This is a genomic window from Afifella sp. IM 167 (assembly GCF_020144925.1).
Taxonomy (GTDB): domain Bacteria; phylum Pseudomonadota; class Alphaproteobacteria; order Rhizobiales; family Afifellaceae; genus Afifella.
Genome location: NZ_NSLC01000003.1, coordinates 195769 through 212940 on the forward strand (window position 1 = coordinate 195769; position 17172 = coordinate 212940).

Here is a 17172-nt window from a genome sequence, read left to right on the forward strand (position 1 = left end):
GGCGCGTGGCGCTGTCGGTTGCGGCGGGCGCCTGCGACATTCCATCCTCTGGCACTCGCGCAGAGGGAGTTACATTCAAACATTAGAATGTAATGGATGGAGGCAAAGGCATGAGCGAGGTCACCGCCGCCGGGCACAGCCGGCTCGCCCATTTCCCGGTGAGCTTCTTTGCCGTCGTCATGGGCCTTTCCGGCCTCACGCTGGCGCTGCGCGCCAGCGAGCATGCGCTGCGGATCCCGGGCCAGGTCTCCACCTGGGCGCTCTATGTGACGGTGGCGGTGTTCGCCGTCATCGCCGTCCAGTATCTCCTGAAGCTTGTCCTGCGCCCCGCCTCGGTGGCGGAGGAATGGGCGCATCCGGTGCGCATCGCCTTCTTCCCGGCGATCTCGATCTCGCTCCTGCTCATGTCCACGGCGGCCATGCCTCTGGCGCCGGAGATCGCGCGACCCGTCTGGCTCTTCGGCGTCGCCGCGCAGGGTATCCTGTCGCTCTCCGTCATCACCAACTGGATCGGCCACCGCACCTTCCAGCAGGTGCATCTCAACCCGGCCTGGTTCATTCCCGCGGTCGGCAACATCATTGTGCCGCTGGCCGGCGTGCCCTTCGGCTATGTGGAGGTCTCCTGGCTGTTCTTCTCCGCCGGCCTGGTCTTCTGGGTCGTGCTGCTGACGCTGGTGATGAACCGTCTCATCTTCCACGATCCGATGCCCGGGCGGCTCCTGCCGACGCTGGTCATCCTGATCGCCCCGCCCGCCGTTGCCTTCATCGCCCATACGCGGCTGGCCGGCGAGGTGGATTCCTTCGGCCGCATCCTGATCAATGTCGGCTATGTCTTCGCCGCGGTCGTCCTGGCACAGGTGCCGAAGCTCCTGCGCCTCGATTTCGCGCTGTCCTTCTGGGCGCTTTCCTTTCCGGTCGCCGCGCTCGCCGTCGCCTCGCTCGTTTTCGCCGAGGAGACGGGGTCGGAGCCGCACCTTTACGTCGGTCTCGGCCTGGTGACGCTGCTGGCCGCCGTCGTTGCCGGTCTCGCTGTGCGCACCGTCGCCGCGATCGCGGGAAATGAGCTCTGCCAGCCGGAATGAGCCTGCCGGTCCGAGCGCGGCAAGAAAGGGCCGTGCGGCTCGGCCGGCTTGACTGACGGGCGCGCTCGGGCCACTCGAAAGCCCCGTTTCAGCCGGGTCAGGCCATGTTCGCGCGCACGCTCCTCTTCAACGTCGTCTTTTACGTCAACTTCGCCGTCCAGGCGCTGCTCTTCTCACCCTTCCTGCTCCTGCCGGAACGCTACGGCACCTGGGTGACGAAGTTCTGGACCGCTTCCTCGCTCTTCTGGCACCGGCTCATCACCGGGATCGGCGAGGAGACGAAGGGGCTTGAGAACATCCCCCAAGGCGCCTGCATCGTTGCCTGCAAGCACCAGTCGACCTGGGAGACGATGCGGCTCGTCTACATGTTCGACAAGCCGGCCTACATCCTGAAGCGGGAATTGATGTGGATCCCGCTCCTCGGCTGGTACCTGAAGAAATACGGCCATATCCCCGTCGACCGGGGCAGCCGCTCCAAGGCGCTGGCTTCCATCGTCGTGCATGCGCGCCAGCGCAAGGCGACGGGCTACCAGATCCTCATCTTCCCGGAAGGCACGCGCCGGCCGCCGCTCGCCGAGCCGCATTACCGCTACGGCGTCGTGCATCTTTACAAGGAACTCGGCCTGCCGGTGGTGCCGGTGGCGCTCAATGCCGGCCTTTATTGGCCGCGACGCTCCTTCGCTCACGTTCCGGGGACGGTGCGCGTGCAGGTCTTGCCGCCGATCGAGCCGGGGCTGGAGCCTTCGGCTTTTGCCGTCCGCCTGGAGGCGACCCTTGAGGAAGCCACCAACAAGCTGATCGAAAAGGCCTTCGAAACGGATCCGGCGACGCGGCCTCCCGGCTGGGCCCCGAAACGGGACGAAGCGGCCGAGGCGGCGGAGCCGAAGCTCGCCTGAAGTGTGTCTCAGGCCTCCTGTCGCCCAAGTTCGGCGGCGAGCCAGAAAAGGTGGCTGTCCCTCATGCCGCTGTCGCGCAGATGCTCCACCGTGCTCGTGACATAGTCGCGGTTCGGCCCGGATTTTCCCCGCGCCCGACGTACGATCTCGAGCTGGCGGACGGGGTCCAGAACGCCGGCATATTGCTCGTGCGTGCGGTCGACGAGGAAGGTGAGGGCGGTGTCGCGCTCTCCGCCTTCAAGGAGGATCGGGCGCCATTTCTCCGCATAGACCATCGTCACCTGCTCGCGGGCTCGCAGATAGGCGAGCACTTCCTCGCGGTTCTCGCCACGTACGCGGAAGGCGAGGCCGCGGCAGCTTCCGCCGCGGTCGAGACCGAGAACAAGGCCGGGCCTTTCGGGCGTGCCGCGGTGCACCCAGGAAAAGACGCAGAGCGAGCGATGGGCACCGATGAGGCGGGCGGGCTCGGCGCGTTCGTGCGCAAAGCCCGGGTTCCACATCAAAGAGCCGTAGCCGAAGACCCAGAAATCGGCGTATTCGGGAGATTCAAGCATATGCGCTCCGGCTAGCAGGTGCCGCCTTCGGCCGCAATCGGAGCGAGGGAGAACCTATGGGACGCCTCGTCACCATTCTTGTCGCACTCCTCATCCTGATCGCCGTCCTCTGGTCTGCGGGCTGGTGGGGGCTTGCTTCCTATACCGAGAGCCAGGTCGACGCCTTCATCGCCGGACAGGCGGAGGGGGAGGTCGCGATCACCTGCCCGAACCGCTCCGTCGGCGGCTATCCCTTCCGCCTGAAGCTGCGCTGCGAGGGGCCGGTGCGGCTCGTCTCGGCCGACCTGGAAGCGGAAGCGCCGGCGCTTGCCGCCGTCGCCCGGGTCGAAGAGCCGAGCCAGGTGGAAACCGAGCTGCAGAGCCCGCTCAAGCTCTCCACGCCCTTCCTCGCCGAGCCGCTCACCATCACCTGGGAGCAGGCGTTGCTGAAGAGCGGCCTCACCGAGCCGCGCTTCTCCTTGCGCCTGGTGCAGGCTGCCGCGGGGCAGGGCGGGTTCTCCGCTTCGGCGCTGTCGGGCTCCGGCGCGCTCGGGCCGGCCGATAGCGCGGGCGATACCTCAGTCGAGATTGCTCTTTCCGACCTCACCTTGTCCCAGGGCAGCCTGTCGCTCCCGAAGAGCGACCTCGTCATCCGGGCGGAGATGGCGGGCGAGCCGCAAATGCTGCTGGCGGGCGCGCCGCAATGGCGGGTGAGCGGGCTCAACGCCCGACATCTTTCGGCCGAGCTCAAGGTCGAGGGCGCGCGCATCCTGGTGGATGGGCCGGTCGAGGTGGATCCGAACGGCATTCTGTCGGGCCAGCTCGACGTCACCGTGACCGGGCTCGACGTGATCTCCGGCAAGGTGGCGGATCTGCCGGACGGGCTGCGCGAGCCGGCTCAGCTGGTGCTGGCGGCCGTCGGGGGGCTCGGCGTGCCGACCGAGGTGGACGGCGTGCCGGCGCGCCAGCTCACGATCAGCGTGGAGAACGGCAAGGCGCGCGTCGCCTTCCTCAATCTCGGCCGGGTGCCGCGCCTTTACTGAAGGCTCTCCGCTTCAGCTTTTCTTGTGGCGGCCGAAATCGGGATCGGCCGTTTCCTGACCGGCCTCGATGATGCCCCGGCGGATGGCGCGCGTGCGCGTGAACAGGTCGAAAAGCGCGTCGCCGTCGCCCCAGCGGATGGCGCGCTGCAGGGCCGTCAGATCCTCGTTGAAACGGCCGAGCATCTCCAGCACCGCCTCGCGGTTGTTGAGGAAGACGTCGCGCCACATCGTCGGATCGGAGGCGGCGATGCGGGTGAAGTCGCGGAAACCGCCGGCGGCGAACTTCATCACCTCCGATTCGGTCACCTCTTCGAGTTCCGCCGCCGTGCCGACGATGTTGTAGGCGATGAGATGCGGCACATGCGAGGTGATGGCGAGCACCATGTCGTGGTGCCGGGGATCCATCGTCTCCACGCTGGAGCCGAGCTTCGTCCAGAAGGCGGCGAGCTTTTCGACCGCGGCCGGATCGGTGCCGGCGGGCGGCGTGAGGATGCACCAGCGCCCGTCGAAGAGCTCCGCAAAGCCCGCTTCGGGACCGGAATGCTCCGTGCCGGCGATCGGATGTCCGGGCACGAAATGGACATGCGCGGGCAGAAGCGGGGCCATCTCGGTGACGACGGCGTTCTTGACCGAGCCGACATCGGTGACGATGGCGCCCTCGGCCAGATGCGGGGCGATCGCCTCCGTTACCGCGCCGACGGCGCCGACGGGAATACACAGGACGACGAGGTCGGCGCCCTTCACGGCTTCGGCCGGATCGGTCGTGTAGCTGTCGCCGAGACCCAGTTCCTCGGCCTTCTTCACCGTTTCGGCGCGCCGGCTCTGCACGGCGATGGTCCCCACAAGGTTCTCCTTGCGGGCGCGGATGGCGATCGACGAGCCGATGAGGCCGATGCCGATAAGAGCTACTTTCTCGAACATCATAAAGCTCAGGCGAGGAAGCCGGCGAGTGTCTCGACCACCTTCCGGTTCGCCGCTTCCGTGCCGATGCTCATCCTCAGCGCATTGGGAAAGCCGTAGCCGGCGACGCGGCGCAGGATGCAGCCCGCCTCGCGCAGCGCCTTGTCGGCCTCCTCGGCGCCCTTGCCCGGCGTTTGGGAGAAGTGGATGAGGAGGAAGTTGCCGACGCTCGGGGTGACGGTGAGGCCGAGCTTTTCGAGCTCCACCGTGACCCAGGGCAGCCATTTCTCGTTATGGGCAACGCCCGCCTCGACATGTGCCCGGTCGGCGATCGCCGCGGCGCCGGCCGCGAGCGCGGGAGCGGAGACGTTGAACGGGCCGCGCGTGCGGTTCATGGCGTCGATGACGGAGGCCGGTCCGTAGCCCCAGCCGATGCGCAGCGCAGCGAGGCCGTGGATCTTGGAGAAGGTCCGCGTCATCAGGACGTTCGGCGCCTCGCCGGCGAGCTCCACGCCGCTCTCGTAATCGTTGCGCCGCACATATTCGGCATAGGCCGCGTCGATGACGAGAAGCGTCGAGGAAGGAAGGCCCACATGCAGGCGCTTCACCTCGTTGAAGGGGATGAAGGTACCCGTCGGGTTGTTGGGATTGGCGAGATAGACGAGCCGCGTCCTCTCCGTGACGCGCTCAAGGATCGCGTCGACGTCGACGGTGAGGTCCTTCTCCGGCGCCACCACCGGCGTCGCGCCGGAAGCGAGGATGGCGATCCGGTAGACGAGGAAGCCGTGGGCGGAATAGATCGCCTCGTCGCCGGGCGACAGATAGGTCTGGGCGGCGAGCGTGATCAGTTCGTCGGAGCCGTTGCCGCAGATGAGCCGGTCGGGGTTGAGCCCGTGGGCGGCGCCGATTGCCTCGCGCAGCTTCCGCGCCGAGCCGTCGGGATAAAGGTGCAGCTTGCCGGCGACGGAGCTGAAGGCCTCGACGGCCGCGGGACTCGGTCCGAGCGGGGTCTCGTTGGAAGAGAGCTTGAAGCTCTCACGGTCCTCGGCGCCCGCATCGCCCGGCACATAGGCGGCGATGTCGAGGACGCCCTTGCGGGGGCTGACGGCACTCATGTGGTCTCTTCTTCGCTTTCTTCCGCCTCCGCCGCGACGAAGCGGATCGGTGCGGCAAAGGAGCCGAGGATGACCGGCTCCGAAAAGGTCGCTCCGCGCCTGGCGCCTTCGGCGACGAGTTCGTCATGCGTCAGGGCGTCCGGAATCTCTGCAAGAATCTCCTCGCCGCCATCGACCGTCTCGCTGGCGATGACGCGGCCGTTGAAGGCGGCAAGCGTCCTGGCGAATGGCCCGGAGGCCTGCATCCGAACGAGCCGAATATCGGCTTCGGTGGAGGCGGCAAGGCGCGGACCCGCCACATAGGCCTCGGCCTGGACGGGATGGTCGGGCGTGATGATGAAGGGCAGGCGGGCGAAGATCTGGATGTTCTCGTCCGGGCCGATCTGCCGCCACCAGCCGCCGCTGGAATAGGGGGAGAAGATGGCGATGAAACCCTCGTCGGCGCGCAGCTTCTCCACCGCCGCCGCGTCCGATCCGGCCTCCTCGGCGGGGACGGAAAAGCCGAACTGGAAGCGCACCAGATCCTGGAAGGCGGCCCGGTCCGGCGCCTCGGCGATCATGATGTGGAAGGGCGCCTGCATCGCCGTGAAGGTGGAGATCACCTCGCGCCAGATGTGCTCCACCGTGGCCAGCGGCAGGATGCCCTCATGGCGCATCACGAGGCCACGCATCATCAGCGCCTCGCGGTCCGGCCGGAAGGCGGCCGCCGGCGCGCCGATACCCTTCAGATGGATGAGCTGGTCGATCACCGCGCTGCGTTCGATCAGCAGGCGGTGCATCTCGGCGTCGATCGCGTCGATGCGCTGGCGTATCTCGGCCAGTGCTCCAGGGGCCTTGGCGCTCATGTCGTGGTCCGATCGGGGGCGAGGCAGTTCAGGCCCGCTCCTTAGCGAGCCGCGAAGCACGACGCAAAGAAAAGATTGACAGGAAAGAGCCGGCCTTCCTAAGCCGCTCCCCCACAAAGGATAGTGCCACCGATGGATGCCGGCGCGCCAAACCACGCCTCCGCAGCCGCCCAGCAGGCGGAATGCCCGTCCAGCCTTTGCATGCGCCTTGCGGAGACGCTGCCGCTCGACGCGGGCGACGCGCTGGCGGGCTTCCAGCTCGCCTACCAGATGTACGGCGAGCTCAACGCCGACAAATCCAACGCCATCCTCGTCTGCCACGCCCTGACGGGCGACCAGCATGTGGCGAACGAGCACCCCGTGACCGGCAAGCCCGGCTGGTGGTCGCTGATGGTTGGCCCCGGCCGGCCGGTGGACACGGATCGCTACTGCGTCATCTGCGCCAACGTCCTCGCCGGCTGCATGGGCTCGACTGGCCCGGCCTCGAAGAATCCGGCGACGGGCGGGCCCTACGCGCTCGACCTTCCGGTCATCACCATCCGCGACATGGTCCGCGCGCAGGCCCGGCTGATCGACGAACTCGGCATCGAGAAGCTCTTCGCCGTCATGGGCGGCTCCATGGGCGGCATGCAGGTGCTGCAATGGGCGGCGAGCTATCCCGAGCGCGTCTTCGCCGCCATCCCGATCGCGACCGCGGCGCGCCACACCTCACAGAACATCGGCTTCAACGAGGTCGGCCGCCAGGCGGTGATGGCCGATCCCGACTGGTGCGGCGGGCAGTACCTCGCCGAGGGCAAGAGCCCCCGCAAAGGCCTCGCCGTCGCGCGCATGGCCGCGCACATCACCTATCTTTCGGAAAGCGCCCTGCACACCAAGTTCGGCCGCCACCTGCAGGACCGGGAGGCGCTGACCTTCGGCTTCGACGCGGACTTCCAGATCGAATCCTATCTGCGCCACCAGGGCATGACGTTCGTGGAGCGCTTCGACGCCAATTCCTATCTCTACCTGACGCGGGCGATGGATTATTTCGACCTCGGCAAGGATTACGGCGGCCGCCTTGCGGAGGCCTTCCGCGGCTCCAGCTCACGCTTCTGCGTCATCTCCTTCACCAGCGACTGGCTGTTCCCGACCTCGGAGAACCGCTCGATCGTGCATTCCCTCAACGCCTCGGGCGCCAATGTCTCCTTCGTGGAGATCGACAGCGATCGCGGCCACGATTCCTTTCTCCTCGACGAGCCGGAGCTGTTCCGGACCGTCTCCGGCTTCCTGCGCGGCGCAGCGCGCGTGCGGGGATTTGCGGCATGAACCAGATGGAACTCGCCACCATGGCCGCCGATCCGGAGCGCGTCGACCTCAGGGTCATCGCCTCCTTCGTGGCGCCGGGCTCACGCGTCCTCGATGTCGGCTGCGGCGACGGGGCGCTGCTGAAGCTGCTGGAATCGGAAAAGGGCGTCGACGGGCGCGGCATCGAACTGTCGCAATCGGGGGTCAACCAGGCGGTGGCGGAGGGCCTCTCGGTCATCCAGGGCGACGCCGACCGTGACCTCGCCACCTATCCGGACGCCGCCTTCGACTTCGCCATCCTCAGCCAGACGCTGCAGGCGACGCACAATCCGCGCACCGTGGTGGAAGACCTTCTAAGGATCGGCAAGCGGGCGATCGTCTCCTTCCCGAATTTCGGCCATTGGCGCATCCGCATGCAGTTCATGAGCTACGGGCGGATGCCGATCACCTCGAACCTGCCCTATAGCTGGTACGACACGCCCAACATCCATTTCTGCACGATCAAGGACTTCCTCACGCTGACGCGGGAAGTGGAGGCGACGATCGAGGACGCGGTCTGCCTGTACGGCGACGGTCGCCGGCTGACGCAGAACGCGCCTTGGACGATCTGGAACCTCCTCGGCGAACAGGCCGTCTTCGTGCTCAGCCGTCGTCCCCCGAATACGCTCTGAAGCGTGCGGCGCGGCTGGCGTCGACCATGCCTATCCCGGGCTGCAGAGCGGGTTTCAGGGCCGAGGAGAAGCGCCGGCTCGACTTCGCCTTGATCGCCGGCATCGATGATTTCTGCGCATAGACGCAGGTGACGCCCGAAAAGGCCGGCCAGATGCGGCGGCCGATCTTCTCCATCGCCGGCGAGAGGCTGAGCAGCGAGCGATGCCGGCTCGGCCACATATGGAGCGCCGTCGACCAGGACAGGACGGTAAAGCCGGTATCGCCGAGCAGAGAGCGGAGCTGGCTGCGCGAATAGGGCCGGCCATAGCCGAAGGGTGAGGTGTCGGAGCGGGCCCAGGCGCCCTGCCGGTTGGGCACGACGATGAAGACGCGACCGTTGTTGGTGAGGATGCGGCGCAGCTCGGCCATGAATTCGGGCGGGCGCGAGGAGGTCTCGAGCGCATGGACGAGGATCGCCAGGTCGATCGCCGAATCAGGCAGAGGCAGGGCGGTCTCCTCCACCAGCGCGGTGGCGGATACGCCGTTGCCCGGCCAGTCGATGACGCCCTGGGCGGCGGGCATGAAGGCGAGGATCCGCTCGGCGCGGCCGAGCTGCGGGCCGAGATAGGGGGTGGCGAAGCCGAGACCCAGGATGCGGTCGGAAGGCGAGACGGACAGGGTCGCATGCAGAACCTCGCGGATGTGACGCGTCACCATCCGGCCAAGAAGGCCTGCGTAAAAGTCCCTCAGCTCGGCGACGTCAACATGCATCGGATCGCCCTTGAACCCGTTTGCCCCGCCTGGCCGCATCTGCGACAAGCCGTCTGGCCTGTCGGGCGGCATCCCATTCTTGCCACGGCTTCATGACGCCGAATATCGCCCTATACTGCGCCCGACGCCAACCCAATCACACCAAACCGATGCCAATCCAAAAGGAGACAGTCCTTGGCGGCACTCGAAATCGTTCAACTTCCCGCCCGTTCCGACAATTATGCGGTCCTGGTGCATGACCCCGAGACGGGCGCGACCGTCGCCATCGACGCGCCCGAGGCCGAGCCCATCATCGAAACGCTCAAGGCGCGCGAATGGGTCCTCACCGACATCTTCGTCACCCACAAGCATTTCGACCATGTGGAGGGCGTGCCGGCGCTGCGCGATGCCTATTCCGCCCGCACCATCGGCCCGCGCAAGAGCGCGGCCGCGACCGGCCTCTACGACAAGACCGTCGGCGACGGTGAGAGCTTCCAGTGGGCAGGCCGCAAGGTCGAGGTGATCGCGACGCCCGGCCATACGCTCGATCATGTCGCCTACTACGTGCCGCAGGACGGGCTCGCCTTCGTCGGCGACACGCTCTTCGCCCTCGGCTGCGGGCGGGTCTTCGAAGGCTCGGCGGAGGAGATGTGGGCCTCGCTGAAGGCGCTGCGCGATCTGCCGGACGAGACCATCGTCTATTGCGGCCACGAATACACGCTGGCGAACGCGGAATTTGCGGCCAGCATCGATCCGCAGAACGAGGTGCTCATCGCCCGCAAGGGCGAGATCGAGGCGCTGCGCGCGGAGGGCGAGCCGACGCTGCCGACGACCATCGGGACGGAGAAGGCGACCAATCCGTTCCTGCGCGCCGACGATCCGGAGCTGCAGCGTGTCCTCGGCATGGAAGGCGAGGAGCCGGCCGCCGTCTTCGCCGAGATCCGCCAGCGCAAAGACCGCTTCTAGCCATGTCGTGCGGGGGCGACGACGAGGGCGGGTTCAACGCGCGCGAGGTGATCGCGCTCCTGGGGCTGCAGCCGCATCCGGAAGGCGGGCATTTTCGCGAGACGTTCCGCGATGCGGGCGAACATGATGGGCGCTCGCATGGCACGGCGATCTACTTCCTGCTCGCCGCCGGCGAGCGCTCACACTGGCACCGGGTCGATGCGGCGGAGATCTGGCACTTCTACGCCGGCGCCCCGCTTGCGCTCACCGTCGCGGAGGCGCGCGGCCAGTCGGAGCGCTGGCTCCTTGGACCGAATCTTGCCGCCGGCGAACGCCCGCAGCATGTCGTGCCAGCCGGCGCCTGGCAGGCGGCCGAGAGCCTCGGCGCCTGGACGCTCGTCGGCTGTACCGTGGCGCCGGGCTTTCAGTTCGAGGGCTTCGAGCTCGCGCCAGCCGATTTCAGCCCTCCCGACTGAGCGGCGAGACGGCTGCCGCGGGCGGCGATCAGCGCGCCGGCGGTGATGAGGAAGGCGGCGAGCGCGATCTGCGTCGTCAGCACGCCAAAGCCGGCGAGGATGAGGATCAGCGTCGACAGGAGCGGGGCGGCGTAGCTCGCCACGCCGAGGAACTGGATGTCGCCGCGCTTGACGCCGATATCCCAGACATAGAAGGCCGCGCCCACCGGCATCAGGCCGAGGCCGAGGACTGCGAGCCATTCGCTCCCGCTCGCCGGCCAGACGGTGGTCTCGAAAAGAAGATGCGCGATGGCGGCGAGGATCGCCGTCGTGGCGCAATAGCCGGCGACGATGCCGGTCGGCACGGAGGCGAGCCTGCGCGCCGCCACCGAATAGCTCGACCAGGTGAGGGCGCAGCCGAGCGCGGCCCCGTAGCCGAGAGCGTAGCGCATGTCGAAGCCGACATCCTTGCCTCCGGTGACGATCAGGGCCGTCCCACAAAGGCCGAGAACGGCGCCGACGAGGTGATACCAGCGCAGCTTCTCGCCCGGCAGCAGGGCCGAAAAGACGACGATGAGCAGCGGCCAGAGATAGGCGATGAGGCCTGCCTCCACCGGCGGGGCGTTGCGCAGCGCGGTAAAATAGAGGGCGTGATAGCCGAAAAGGCCGGCCGTGCCGAAGATCCAGACCCCGAAAGTCTGGCGCAGGTCGCCCCAGCGCCCCTTCGCGGCCACCCAAGCAAAGCCGATCGCTGCGCCGAGCGCGAAACAGAGCGCGGCGAGCTGGAACGGCGGCACATTGCCGCTCGCCGCGGTGAAGAGGGCGAGCAGCGCCCACATCAGAATGGCCGTGAAGCCGAGCAGGGTCGCGAGCGAGCGGGACATGGGGTCTCTAGCGCCGGCCGAAGGGCAGGCGAAGCTGGCGGCGCATCATCCAGCTCTCCTTGTAGTCGGTGATTTCGTCGTCGATGGCGCGGTTGAGCTCCGCCCCGTACTGGAAAATGAGCGCCTGGATATAGAGAAAGAACATCAGCGCGACGATTCCGCCCAAGCCCGCATAGGTCGCCGAATAGTTGGCGAAGACGGAGACGTAGAAGGAGAACACCCGGCCGGCGACCCACCACAGTCCGACGGTGATGATGACGCCCGTCGCCATGACGCGCACCCGCCGGTGGTTGGCCGGCAGGAAGACGTGCACGGAGGTCAGCATGGCCACCATGACCAGGAAGAGGAGCACCTTGCCGCCGGTCGCGAGCAGCTCCTGGTAGAGGCTCTGGTCCGGAAACCAGGCGCGCAGCACGGCGAGCCAGATCGGCAGGGCGACGGCGAGCGCGGAAACGACGATCAGAAAGAACATGCCGAGGAAGACGAAGACAAGGCTGCCGCCGTAGCGCTCCAGGAAGTGGCGCTGGTCGGTACAGCGATACGCCTTGTTCAGAGCCTCGCGCACGGCTTCCACGGCGCCGGTGATGGAGACGAGGGTGACGAGGAGGCCGATGGTGATGAGGCTGCCGTTGCGGCCGGCGAGGACGCGGCGCACCTCCGGTTCGATGGTCTTGACCATGTGCTCGGGCATGACCTGAAAGGCCTCACGGGTGAGGTAGTCGGCGAGCTCGTGACCGCCGATCGCGCCGGCGAGCGCGATCAGGAAGAGAATGAACGGAAAGAGCGCGAAGATGAGCGAGAAGGCGATGGCGCTCGACAGCATGATGCCGTCATGGCGCAGCAGCCCCGTGATGGCGTTGAAGTTGACGCGCCAGAGGAAGCGCAGCACCCGCCAGCCCCATTCCAGGAGCCAGCCCAGCCAGGATTGCTCTGCGCCGCCAGATATCATGCCGCTCTTAACCACGAGCGGCGACGCTCATAAAGGACCCGGTCGCCACAACGGCTGTCGAATGGCTGAACGGGGGCCGGTCAAACCATGTACTGGCCGCCATTGGCGGTGAGCGTGGAGCCGGTGATGAAGCCGGCCTCGTCGGCGACGAGGAAGATCACGGCTCGTGCGATCTCCTCCGGTTCGCCGAGACGGCCGACCGGGATCTGAGGCAGGATGTGCTTGTCGAGCACCTCCTGCGGCATGGCCGTCACCATCTCGGTGGCGATATAGCCGGGGCAGATGGCGTTGACGGTGATGCCCTTTCTCGCGCCCTCCTGGGCGAGGGCCCGGGTGAAGCCGATCTCGCCCGCTTTCGCGGCGGAGTAATTGACCTGGCCCATCTGGCCCTTCTGGCCGTTGATCGAGGCGATGTTGACGATGCGGCCGAAACCGCGCTCGCGCATGCCATCCCAGATCGGGCGGGTCATGTTGAAGAGCGAGCCGAGATTGGTGTCGATGACGGCGCGCCAGGCTGCGCTGTCCATCTTGTGGAACATGGCGTCGCGGGTGATGCCGGCATTGTTGACGAGGATCTCGACCGGACCGAGTTCCTCCTCGACCTTGGCGATCCCCTCCGCGCAGGCCTTCTCGTCGGAGACGTCCCATTTGAAGACGGGGATTCCCGTCTCTTCCCTGAAAGCGTTCGCCTTCTCGTCGTTGCCGCCATAATTGGCGGCGACCTCGTATCCGGCTTCCTTCAGCGCCTTGGCGATGGCGGCGCCGATTCCGCGCGTGCCGCCGGTGACGATTGCCGTTCTGCCCATTTTTCGTCCTCCCCTGTGCCGCCGGGGGTCTCTGGCGGACCGCCTCGGCAGATTGCTCGTCCAACGCGTAGCGAGCGTGACATTGCGGGGCGGAGGATCCGCCCCTCGGTTCTGCGTCCCTTCCTCCTGCCCCCGCGCGCCTTCGTCACATCCTCCCCAAAAGGGAGGGTCTTTCAGGCGAAGCGGTAGCTCAAGGCCGCTCCACGCACATGGCAATTCCCATGCCACCGCCGATGCAAAGCGTGGCGAGGCCTTTCTTGGCCCCACGGCGCTGCATCTCGAAAAGTAGGGTGTTGAAGATGCGGGCGCCGGAGGCGCCGACCGGATGACCGATGGCGATCGCGCCGCCGTTGACGTTGACGATCGACTTGTCCCAGCCGAGGTCCTTGTTCACGGCACAGGCCTGCGCGGCGAAGGCCTCGTTGGCCTCCACGAGGTCGAGGTCTTCGGCCGACCAGCCGGCCTTCTCCAGCGCGCGGCGCGAGGCCGGGATCGGGCCCGTGCCCATGATCGCCGGATCGACACCGGCCGTCGCCCAGGAGACGATGCGGGCGAGCGGGGTGATACCGCGCTTTTCCGCCTCCGCCTCGCTCATGAGCAGCACGGCCGCGGCACCGTCGTTGATGCCCGAGGCGTTGCCGGCCGTCACCGAGCCTTCCTTGTCGAAGGCGGGACGCAGCGACTGGATCTTGTCGAGCGTCGTGCCGGCGCGGATGTACTCGTCGTCTTCCACGACCGTGTCACCCTTGCGACCCTTGACCGTGACGGGAACGATTTCGTCCTTGAAGCGACCGGCCTTCTGGGCGGCCTCGGCCTTGTTCTGCGAGGCGACTGCGAAGGCGTCCTGCTCCTCGCGGGTGATCTGCCACTGGCGGGCGACGTTTTCCGCGGTGACGCCCATATGGTAGCCGTTGAAGGCATCCATCAGGCCGTCCTTCAGCATGGTGTCGACCATCTTGTAGTCGCCCATCTTCACGCCCTGCCGCAGATGGGCGGCGTGCGGGGCCATGGACATGGATTCCTGGCCGCCCGCCACGATGATCGCGGCATCGCCGGTGGCGATCTGCTGCATGCCGAGCGCGACGGCGCGCAGGCCCGAGCCGCAGAGCTGGTTGAGGCCCCAGGCGGTGGTCTCCTGCGGGCAGCCGGCGGCCATCGCCGCCTGGCGGGCCGGGTTCTGGCCTTCCGCGGCGGTGAGGATCTGGCCCATGATGACCTCGTTCACCTCCTCGCCCGAAACACCGGCCCGCTCCAGGACGCCCTTGATGGCGACGGCGCCGAGCTCGTGGGCGGGCATGGTGGCGAAGGAGCCGTTGAAGGAGCCGACGGGCGTGCGTGCGGCGCTGGCAATGACGATGGCTGACAAGGGTAACCTCCTCGGGATGGAAGGCCGCGGGCGCCCCTTTCCGGGTGTTGTGGTCCGCGGCAGCTTTGCTTCGATAAAGAGCGCGCCGGCCCTGCCTGTCAACGTCGGCGGTCTTCGGAAACGCGGCAATCCGGCGCCGCTTCGGCAGTGCAAAAAGAATTTGGCAAGCCCGGCTCATTCTCCTTATCCTGCCCGACAGTTTCGCCGGGAGGAAGAAGGCGCTCCTGTCCTGCAACCACAAGGGAGGGCCGAATTCGTATGAACAACACCGCGCCGACCGTCATCAAGAAATACGCCAACAGGCGTCTTTATCACACCGGGACGTCCACCTACGTGACGCTCGAGGATCTCGCGCGCATGGTGAAGCAGGGCGAGGACTTCACCGTCGTGGACGCCAAGAGCGGCGAGGACATCACCCGCGCCGTCCTCGGCCAGATCATCTTTGAGCAGGAGAGCAAAGGGCAGCATCTGTTGCCGATCGCCTTCCTGCGCCAGCTCATCCGCTATTACGGCGACAGCATGCAGGCCTTCGTGCCGAGTTATCTGGAGACGTCCCTTTCGGCCTTTTCCAAGGACCGGGACAAGCTGCGCGACCAGATGAGCCGGGCCTTCAAGGGCGATGCCTTCGGCGTCATGGAGGAGCAGGCGCGGCGGAACATGGAGATGTTCACCGAGGCGATGCGCATGTTCACGCCCTTCACCGGCGCGGGCGGAGGTGCGGGCGCCAATCCCGCCGCGGGTAACAGGGCGAGCCCGAAATCGCCGGAAGCGCAGGCACGCGAGATCGAGGCCCTGCGCACGCAGCTGCGCGAAATGCAGCGCACCATCGATACGATCGCCGGCGACGGCAAGGAATAGCCGCCGGGGAAGGGGCCTCCGGCCCCGACATCTCGGCCTAGCCGCGGTCGGGGGCGTGCGAGATCAGCGAGAAGCCGGCTCTTGCAAGGCGCTCCGCCTCACTGGCGCCGGGCACGCCGCTGACGAAGCTTTCAAGCCCGAGGGCGGAGAAGAACTCGGCGCTTGCCCGCCAGGCGGCATCCTCCGCTTCGTGGTGGGCGAGGCGGAGGCCGGCGAAGTCCATCCCGACATGCTCCACGCCGAGGCTCTTCAGCCCGCTCGCAGACCAGAAGCGTCCGTCGAACGAGCTGACGGCGAGACCGCAGCCATGCCCGGCCGCTTCCGCGAGAAGAGCGCCGATCCGCTCTCCCTGCGCCACCAGGGCGGCGAAGGGAAAGGCGAGAATCAGGCGGCCGGCATTTGCCTCTTCCTCGCCCATGACGCGGGCCAGATTGGCCATCCACACCTCGTTGCCGAGGGCGCCGGTCGAGACGGAGAGCCAGAAGCGCCGCCCCGGGGTGGCGGCGAGCCTTTCGCGTGCCAGATAGAGAAGGCGCATGTCGACGAGCTGGGAAAAGCCCAGCCCCTCGGCGCGGGCGATCGGCTCGTCGGCAGGCTTCATCCCGCCCGCTTCGGTCATGATCGTCGGGGCGAGCCGGTAGAAGGCCGGCTCTGTCGATTCCGGATGGCGCGCGGGCTCCTGCGAGAGCAGGAAGCGGCCCTCGCGAAGGGCTTCGAGAAGTTCTTCCACCTCGTCGCTGGTCGACGGGGCGGTGATCGGGGGAAGCGCGATGCCGCCCCGGTCGAGGGCGAGATGGCCGCCGCCCGCTTCCTGGGCGCGCGAAAGAGCACGCCGGGCCGCATCGAGGCACTGGCGCAGGCTCTCCGCCTCGCCGCCCTTGAGCGATACGGCCCCGACGGAGGTGACGGGCAGGAGGACGCGGTCGCGCAGCGGCACGGAGGCGCCCTTCAGGCTCTCGGCAAGGCGCTGCAAGGCGGCTTCGGCCTCGCCCGGCTCGACGCGATTGAGGACGATGGCGATCTCGCCTTCGGCCAGCTTGCCGATGAGGTCGGTCTCGCGCACCGTCCGCGACAGGGCGAGCGCGATGGCGTTGAGGATCGGGTCGATGACCTGTGGCCCGTAGGTCTCCGTCGCGAGCTTCAGATTGTCGATGGAGACGAGGGCAAAGACGAAGGGCACCTGGTAGTGCCGCGAGACGACGAGCGTGTCCTCCAGGAGGCGCAACAGATCGGCGCGGTCCTTCAGGGTGCGGCTGGCCGGCTCCGGGGCAGCCTCGCTGTCCTGGCGCGGCTGGACGCGCACGGCACCGCGTGCGAGCACCGGCTCGCCGGAATGGCCGGCATACCAGCGGCCGCGGTCGCGCACCCAGATGCGGTGGTGTCCGGAAGCGTCGTCGCAGTTGAGGGCATAGGTGAGGTCGTAAGGGACGCCCTGGCCGTAATCGATGGCGATGGCGTTGCGTACCGCCTGGGTGCGGTTCATCAGGCTGTCGGGATCGACCAGCGCGTCGAACCGCTTGCCTGTGGAGATGTCCTTCAGTTCGGGAATGCCGAGCGCCCTTGCGGCATTGCTCGCCCAGCGCAGCCTGTCGCTCACGAGGTCCCATTCGTAGACCGTCTCGCCGATCTCCGTCAGAATCGCCTGCGCCGTCGCGCCCGGCGCCGGGCGATCGTCATCGGCGTCGGCGTTCATCACGGGCGTCAGATCCGGCACATATGCGCTTGCCGGATCCACCTCTTTTTCCGCACCCCTTTTGGCCAAGCTGTCCGTCCCCGCTCCCACCACCAGGGCGCATTGTGGCAAAGCCTG

Annotated in this window: 18 protein-coding genes; 8 read left to right on the forward strand and 10 right to left on the reverse strand. The window is 67.3% G+C overall.

Annotated elements, in window-relative coordinates; all coding sequences use genetic code 11:
- Window positions 1-110 precede the first annotated feature (110 nt).
- Entirely contained in the window at window positions 111-1082 is a 972-nt protein-coding gene (locus tag CLD20_RS06170; protein WP_224405723.1) for an SLAC1 anion channel family protein, read from the forward strand.
- Window positions 1083-1186: 104 nt separating this feature from the next.
- A complete protein-coding gene (locus CLD20_RS06175; protein WP_224405724.1) occupies window positions 1187-1978 on the forward strand; it encodes a 1-acyl-sn-glycerol-3-phosphate acyltransferase in 792 nt (263 codons plus the stop codon).
- A gap of 8 nt (window positions 1979-1986) precedes the next feature.
- Here CLD20_RS06175 and CLD20_RS06180 read toward each other — a convergent pair whose 3' ends face one another.
- The gene (locus CLD20_RS06180) at window positions 1987-2532 is read right to left on the reverse strand and encodes a gamma-glutamylcyclotransferase (protein WP_224405725.1); all 546 of its coding nucleotides are present in this window, start codon (window positions 2530-2532) and stop codon (window positions 1987-1989) included.
- Between the two features lie 56 nt (window positions 2533-2588).
- Between CLD20_RS06180 and CLD20_RS06185 the strand changes: the two genes are divergently transcribed.
- Window positions 2589-3554 (forward strand): DUF2125 domain-containing protein, encoded by a 966-nt coding sequence (locus CLD20_RS06185; protein WP_224405726.1) that lies wholly within the window; start codon window positions 2589-2591, stop codon window positions 3552-3554.
- Window positions 3555-3566: 12 nt separating this feature from the next.
- On the opposite strand, the gene CLD20_RS06190 is transcribed toward CLD20_RS06185, so the two are convergent.
- The 3 genes from CLD20_RS06190 to CLD20_RS06200 are packed head-to-tail and all read right to left on the reverse strand — an operon-like array spanning window position 3567 to window position 6414.
- Window positions 3567-4475, reverse strand: coding sequence for a prephenate/arogenate dehydrogenase family protein (locus CLD20_RS06190; RefSeq protein ID WP_224405727.1), 909 nt, complete (start codon window positions 4473-4475; stop codon window positions 3567-3569).
- Between the two features lie 8 nt (window positions 4476-4483).
- Complete coding sequence (hisC, locus tag CLD20_RS06195; protein ID WP_224405728.1) at window positions 4484-5569, reverse strand: histidinol-phosphate transaminase; 1086 nt, start codon at window positions 5567-5569, stop codon at window positions 4484-4486.
- Entirely contained in the window at window positions 5566-6414 is an 849-nt protein-coding gene (locus tag CLD20_RS06200; RefSeq protein ID WP_224405729.1) for a chorismate mutase, read from the reverse strand. Before CLD20_RS06200 ends, hisC begins: the two co-directional genes overlap by 4 nt.
- Window positions 6415-6546: 132 nt before the next feature.
- On the opposite strand from CLD20_RS06200, the gene CLD20_RS06205 reads away from it, so the two are divergent.
- Window positions 6547-7719, forward strand: a complete 1173-nt coding sequence (locus tag CLD20_RS06205; RefSeq protein WP_224405730.1) for a homoserine O-acetyltransferase — start codon at window positions 6547-6549, stop codon at window positions 7717-7719.
- Window positions 7716-8369 carry a methionine biosynthesis protein MetW gene (metW, locus tag CLD20_RS06210; RefSeq protein WP_370636817.1) on the forward strand — a complete coding sequence of 218 codons (654 nt, stop codon included), beginning with the start codon at window positions 7716-7718 and terminating at the stop codon, window positions 8367-8369. Before CLD20_RS06205 ends, metW begins: the two co-directional genes overlap by 4 nt.
- On the opposite strand, the gene CLD20_RS06215 is transcribed toward metW, so the two are convergent.
- Window positions 8341-9120, reverse strand: coding sequence for a class I SAM-dependent methyltransferase (locus CLD20_RS06215; protein ID WP_224405731.1), 780 nt, complete (start codon window positions 9118-9120; stop codon window positions 8341-8343). The two genes, metW and CLD20_RS06215, sit on opposite strands and share 29 nt — an antisense overlap.
- 174 nt (window positions 9121-9294) lie before the next feature.
- Between CLD20_RS06215 and gloB the strand changes: the two genes are divergently transcribed.
- Window positions 9295-10065, forward strand: a complete 771-nt coding sequence (gene gloB / locus CLD20_RS06220) for a hydroxyacylglutathione hydrolase (protein WP_224405732.1) — start codon at window positions 9295-9297, stop codon at window positions 10063-10065.
- Window positions 10066-10067: 2 nt separating this feature from the next.
- A complete protein-coding gene (locus CLD20_RS06225) occupies window positions 10068-10520 on the forward strand; it encodes a cupin domain-containing protein (protein ID WP_224405733.1) in 453 nt (150 codons plus the stop codon).
- On the opposite strand, the gene CLD20_RS06230 is transcribed toward CLD20_RS06225, so the two are convergent.
- From CLD20_RS06230 to CLD20_RS06245, 4 genes are all read right to left on the reverse strand, one after another.
- Window positions 10469-11383 (reverse strand): DMT family transporter, encoded by a 915-nt coding sequence (locus CLD20_RS06230; RefSeq protein WP_224405734.1) that lies wholly within the window; start codon window positions 11381-11383, stop codon window positions 10469-10471. The two genes, CLD20_RS06225 and CLD20_RS06230, sit on opposite strands and share 52 nt — an antisense overlap.
- A 7-nt stretch (window positions 11384-11390) precedes the next feature.
- Entirely contained in the window at window positions 11391-12332 is a 942-nt protein-coding gene (locus tag CLD20_RS06235) for a YihY/virulence factor BrkB family protein (RefSeq protein ID WP_224405735.1), read from the reverse strand.
- Window positions 12333-12412: 80 nt separating this feature from the next.
- Entirely contained in the window at window positions 12413-13138 is a 726-nt protein-coding gene (gene phbB / locus CLD20_RS06240) for an acetoacetyl-CoA reductase (RefSeq protein WP_224405736.1), read from the reverse strand.
- Between the two features lie 190 nt (window positions 13139-13328).
- Window positions 13329-14504: an acetyl-CoA C-acetyltransferase gene (locus CLD20_RS06245; protein ID WP_224405737.1), complete on the reverse strand. Its 1176-nt coding sequence runs from the start codon at window positions 14502-14504 to the stop codon at window positions 13329-13331.
- Window positions 14505-14762: 258 nt separating this feature from the next.
- On the opposite strand from CLD20_RS06245, the gene phaR reads away from it, so the two are divergent.
- Window positions 14763-15362, forward strand: coding sequence for a polyhydroxyalkanoate synthesis repressor PhaR (gene phaR / locus CLD20_RS06250; RefSeq protein WP_224405738.1), 600 nt, complete (start codon window positions 14763-14765; stop codon window positions 15360-15362).
- A 37-nt stretch (window positions 15363-15399) separates the two neighbouring features.
- Here phaR and CLD20_RS06255 read toward each other — a convergent pair whose 3' ends face one another.
- Complete coding sequence (locus CLD20_RS06255; RefSeq protein ID WP_224405739.1) at window positions 15400-17097, reverse strand: diguanylate cyclase domain-containing protein; 1698 nt, start codon at window positions 17095-17097, stop codon at window positions 15400-15402.
- Window positions 17098-17172 lie beyond the last annotated feature (75 nt).

What these genes read in the sequence shown, in the direction of transcription:
- CLD20_RS06230 (WP_224405734.1), bottom strand. Translation starts at nt 11,383, where the DNA reads ATGTCCCGCTCGCTCGCGACCCTGCTCGGCTTCACGGCCATTCTGATG.
- CLD20_RS06235 (WP_224405735.1), bottom strand. Translation starts at nt 12,332, where the DNA reads ATGATATCTGGCGGCGCAGAGCAATCCTGGCTGGGCTGGCTCCTGGAA.
- CLD20_RS06180 (WP_224405725.1), bottom strand. Translation starts at nt 2,532, where the DNA reads ATGCTTGAATCTCCCGAATACGCCGATTTCTGGGTCTTCGGCTACGGC.
- CLD20_RS06215 (WP_224405731.1), bottom strand. Translation starts at nt 9,120, where the DNA reads ATGCATGTTGACGTCGCCGAGCTGAGGGACTTTTACGCAGGCCTTCTT.
- metW (WP_370636817.1), top strand. Translation starts at nt 7,716, where the DNA reads ATGAACCAGATGGAACTCGCCACCATGGCCGCCGATCCGGAGCGCGTC.
- CLD20_RS06225 (WP_224405733.1), top strand. Translation starts at nt 10,068, where the DNA reads ATGTCGTGCGGGGGCGACGACGAGGGCGGGTTCAACGCGCGCGAGGTG.
- hisC (WP_224405728.1), bottom strand. Translation starts at nt 5,569, where the DNA reads ATGAGTGCCGTCAGCCCCCGCAAGGGCGTCCTCGACATCGCCGCCTAT.
- CLD20_RS06185 (WP_224405726.1), top strand. Translation starts at nt 2,589, where the DNA reads ATGGGACGCCTCGTCACCATTCTTGTCGCACTCCTCATCCTGATCGCC.
- CLD20_RS06205 (WP_224405730.1), top strand. Translation starts at nt 6,547, where the DNA reads ATGGATGCCGGCGCGCCAAACCACGCCTCCGCAGCCGCCCAGCAGGCG.
- phaR (WP_224405738.1), top strand. Translation starts at nt 14,763, where the DNA reads ATGAACAACACCGCGCCGACCGTCATCAAGAAATACGCCAACAGGCGT.
- phbB (WP_224405736.1), bottom strand. Translation starts at nt 13,138, where the DNA reads ATGGGCAGAACGGCAATCGTCACCGGCGGCACGCGCGGAATCGGCGCC.
- CLD20_RS06190 (WP_224405727.1), bottom strand. Translation starts at nt 4,475, where the DNA reads ATGTTCGAGAAAGTAGCTCTTATCGGCATCGGCCTCATCGGCTCGTCG.
- CLD20_RS06200 (WP_224405729.1), bottom strand. Translation starts at nt 6,414, where the DNA reads ATGAGCGCCAAGGCCCCTGGAGCACTGGCCGAGATACGCCAGCGCATC.
- CLD20_RS06170 (WP_224405723.1), top strand. Translation starts at nt 111, where the DNA reads ATGAGCGAGGTCACCGCCGCCGGGCACAGCCGGCTCGCCCATTTCCCG.
- CLD20_RS06175 (WP_224405724.1), top strand. Translation starts at nt 1,187, where the DNA reads ATGTTCGCGCGCACGCTCCTCTTCAACGTCGTCTTTTACGTCAACTTC.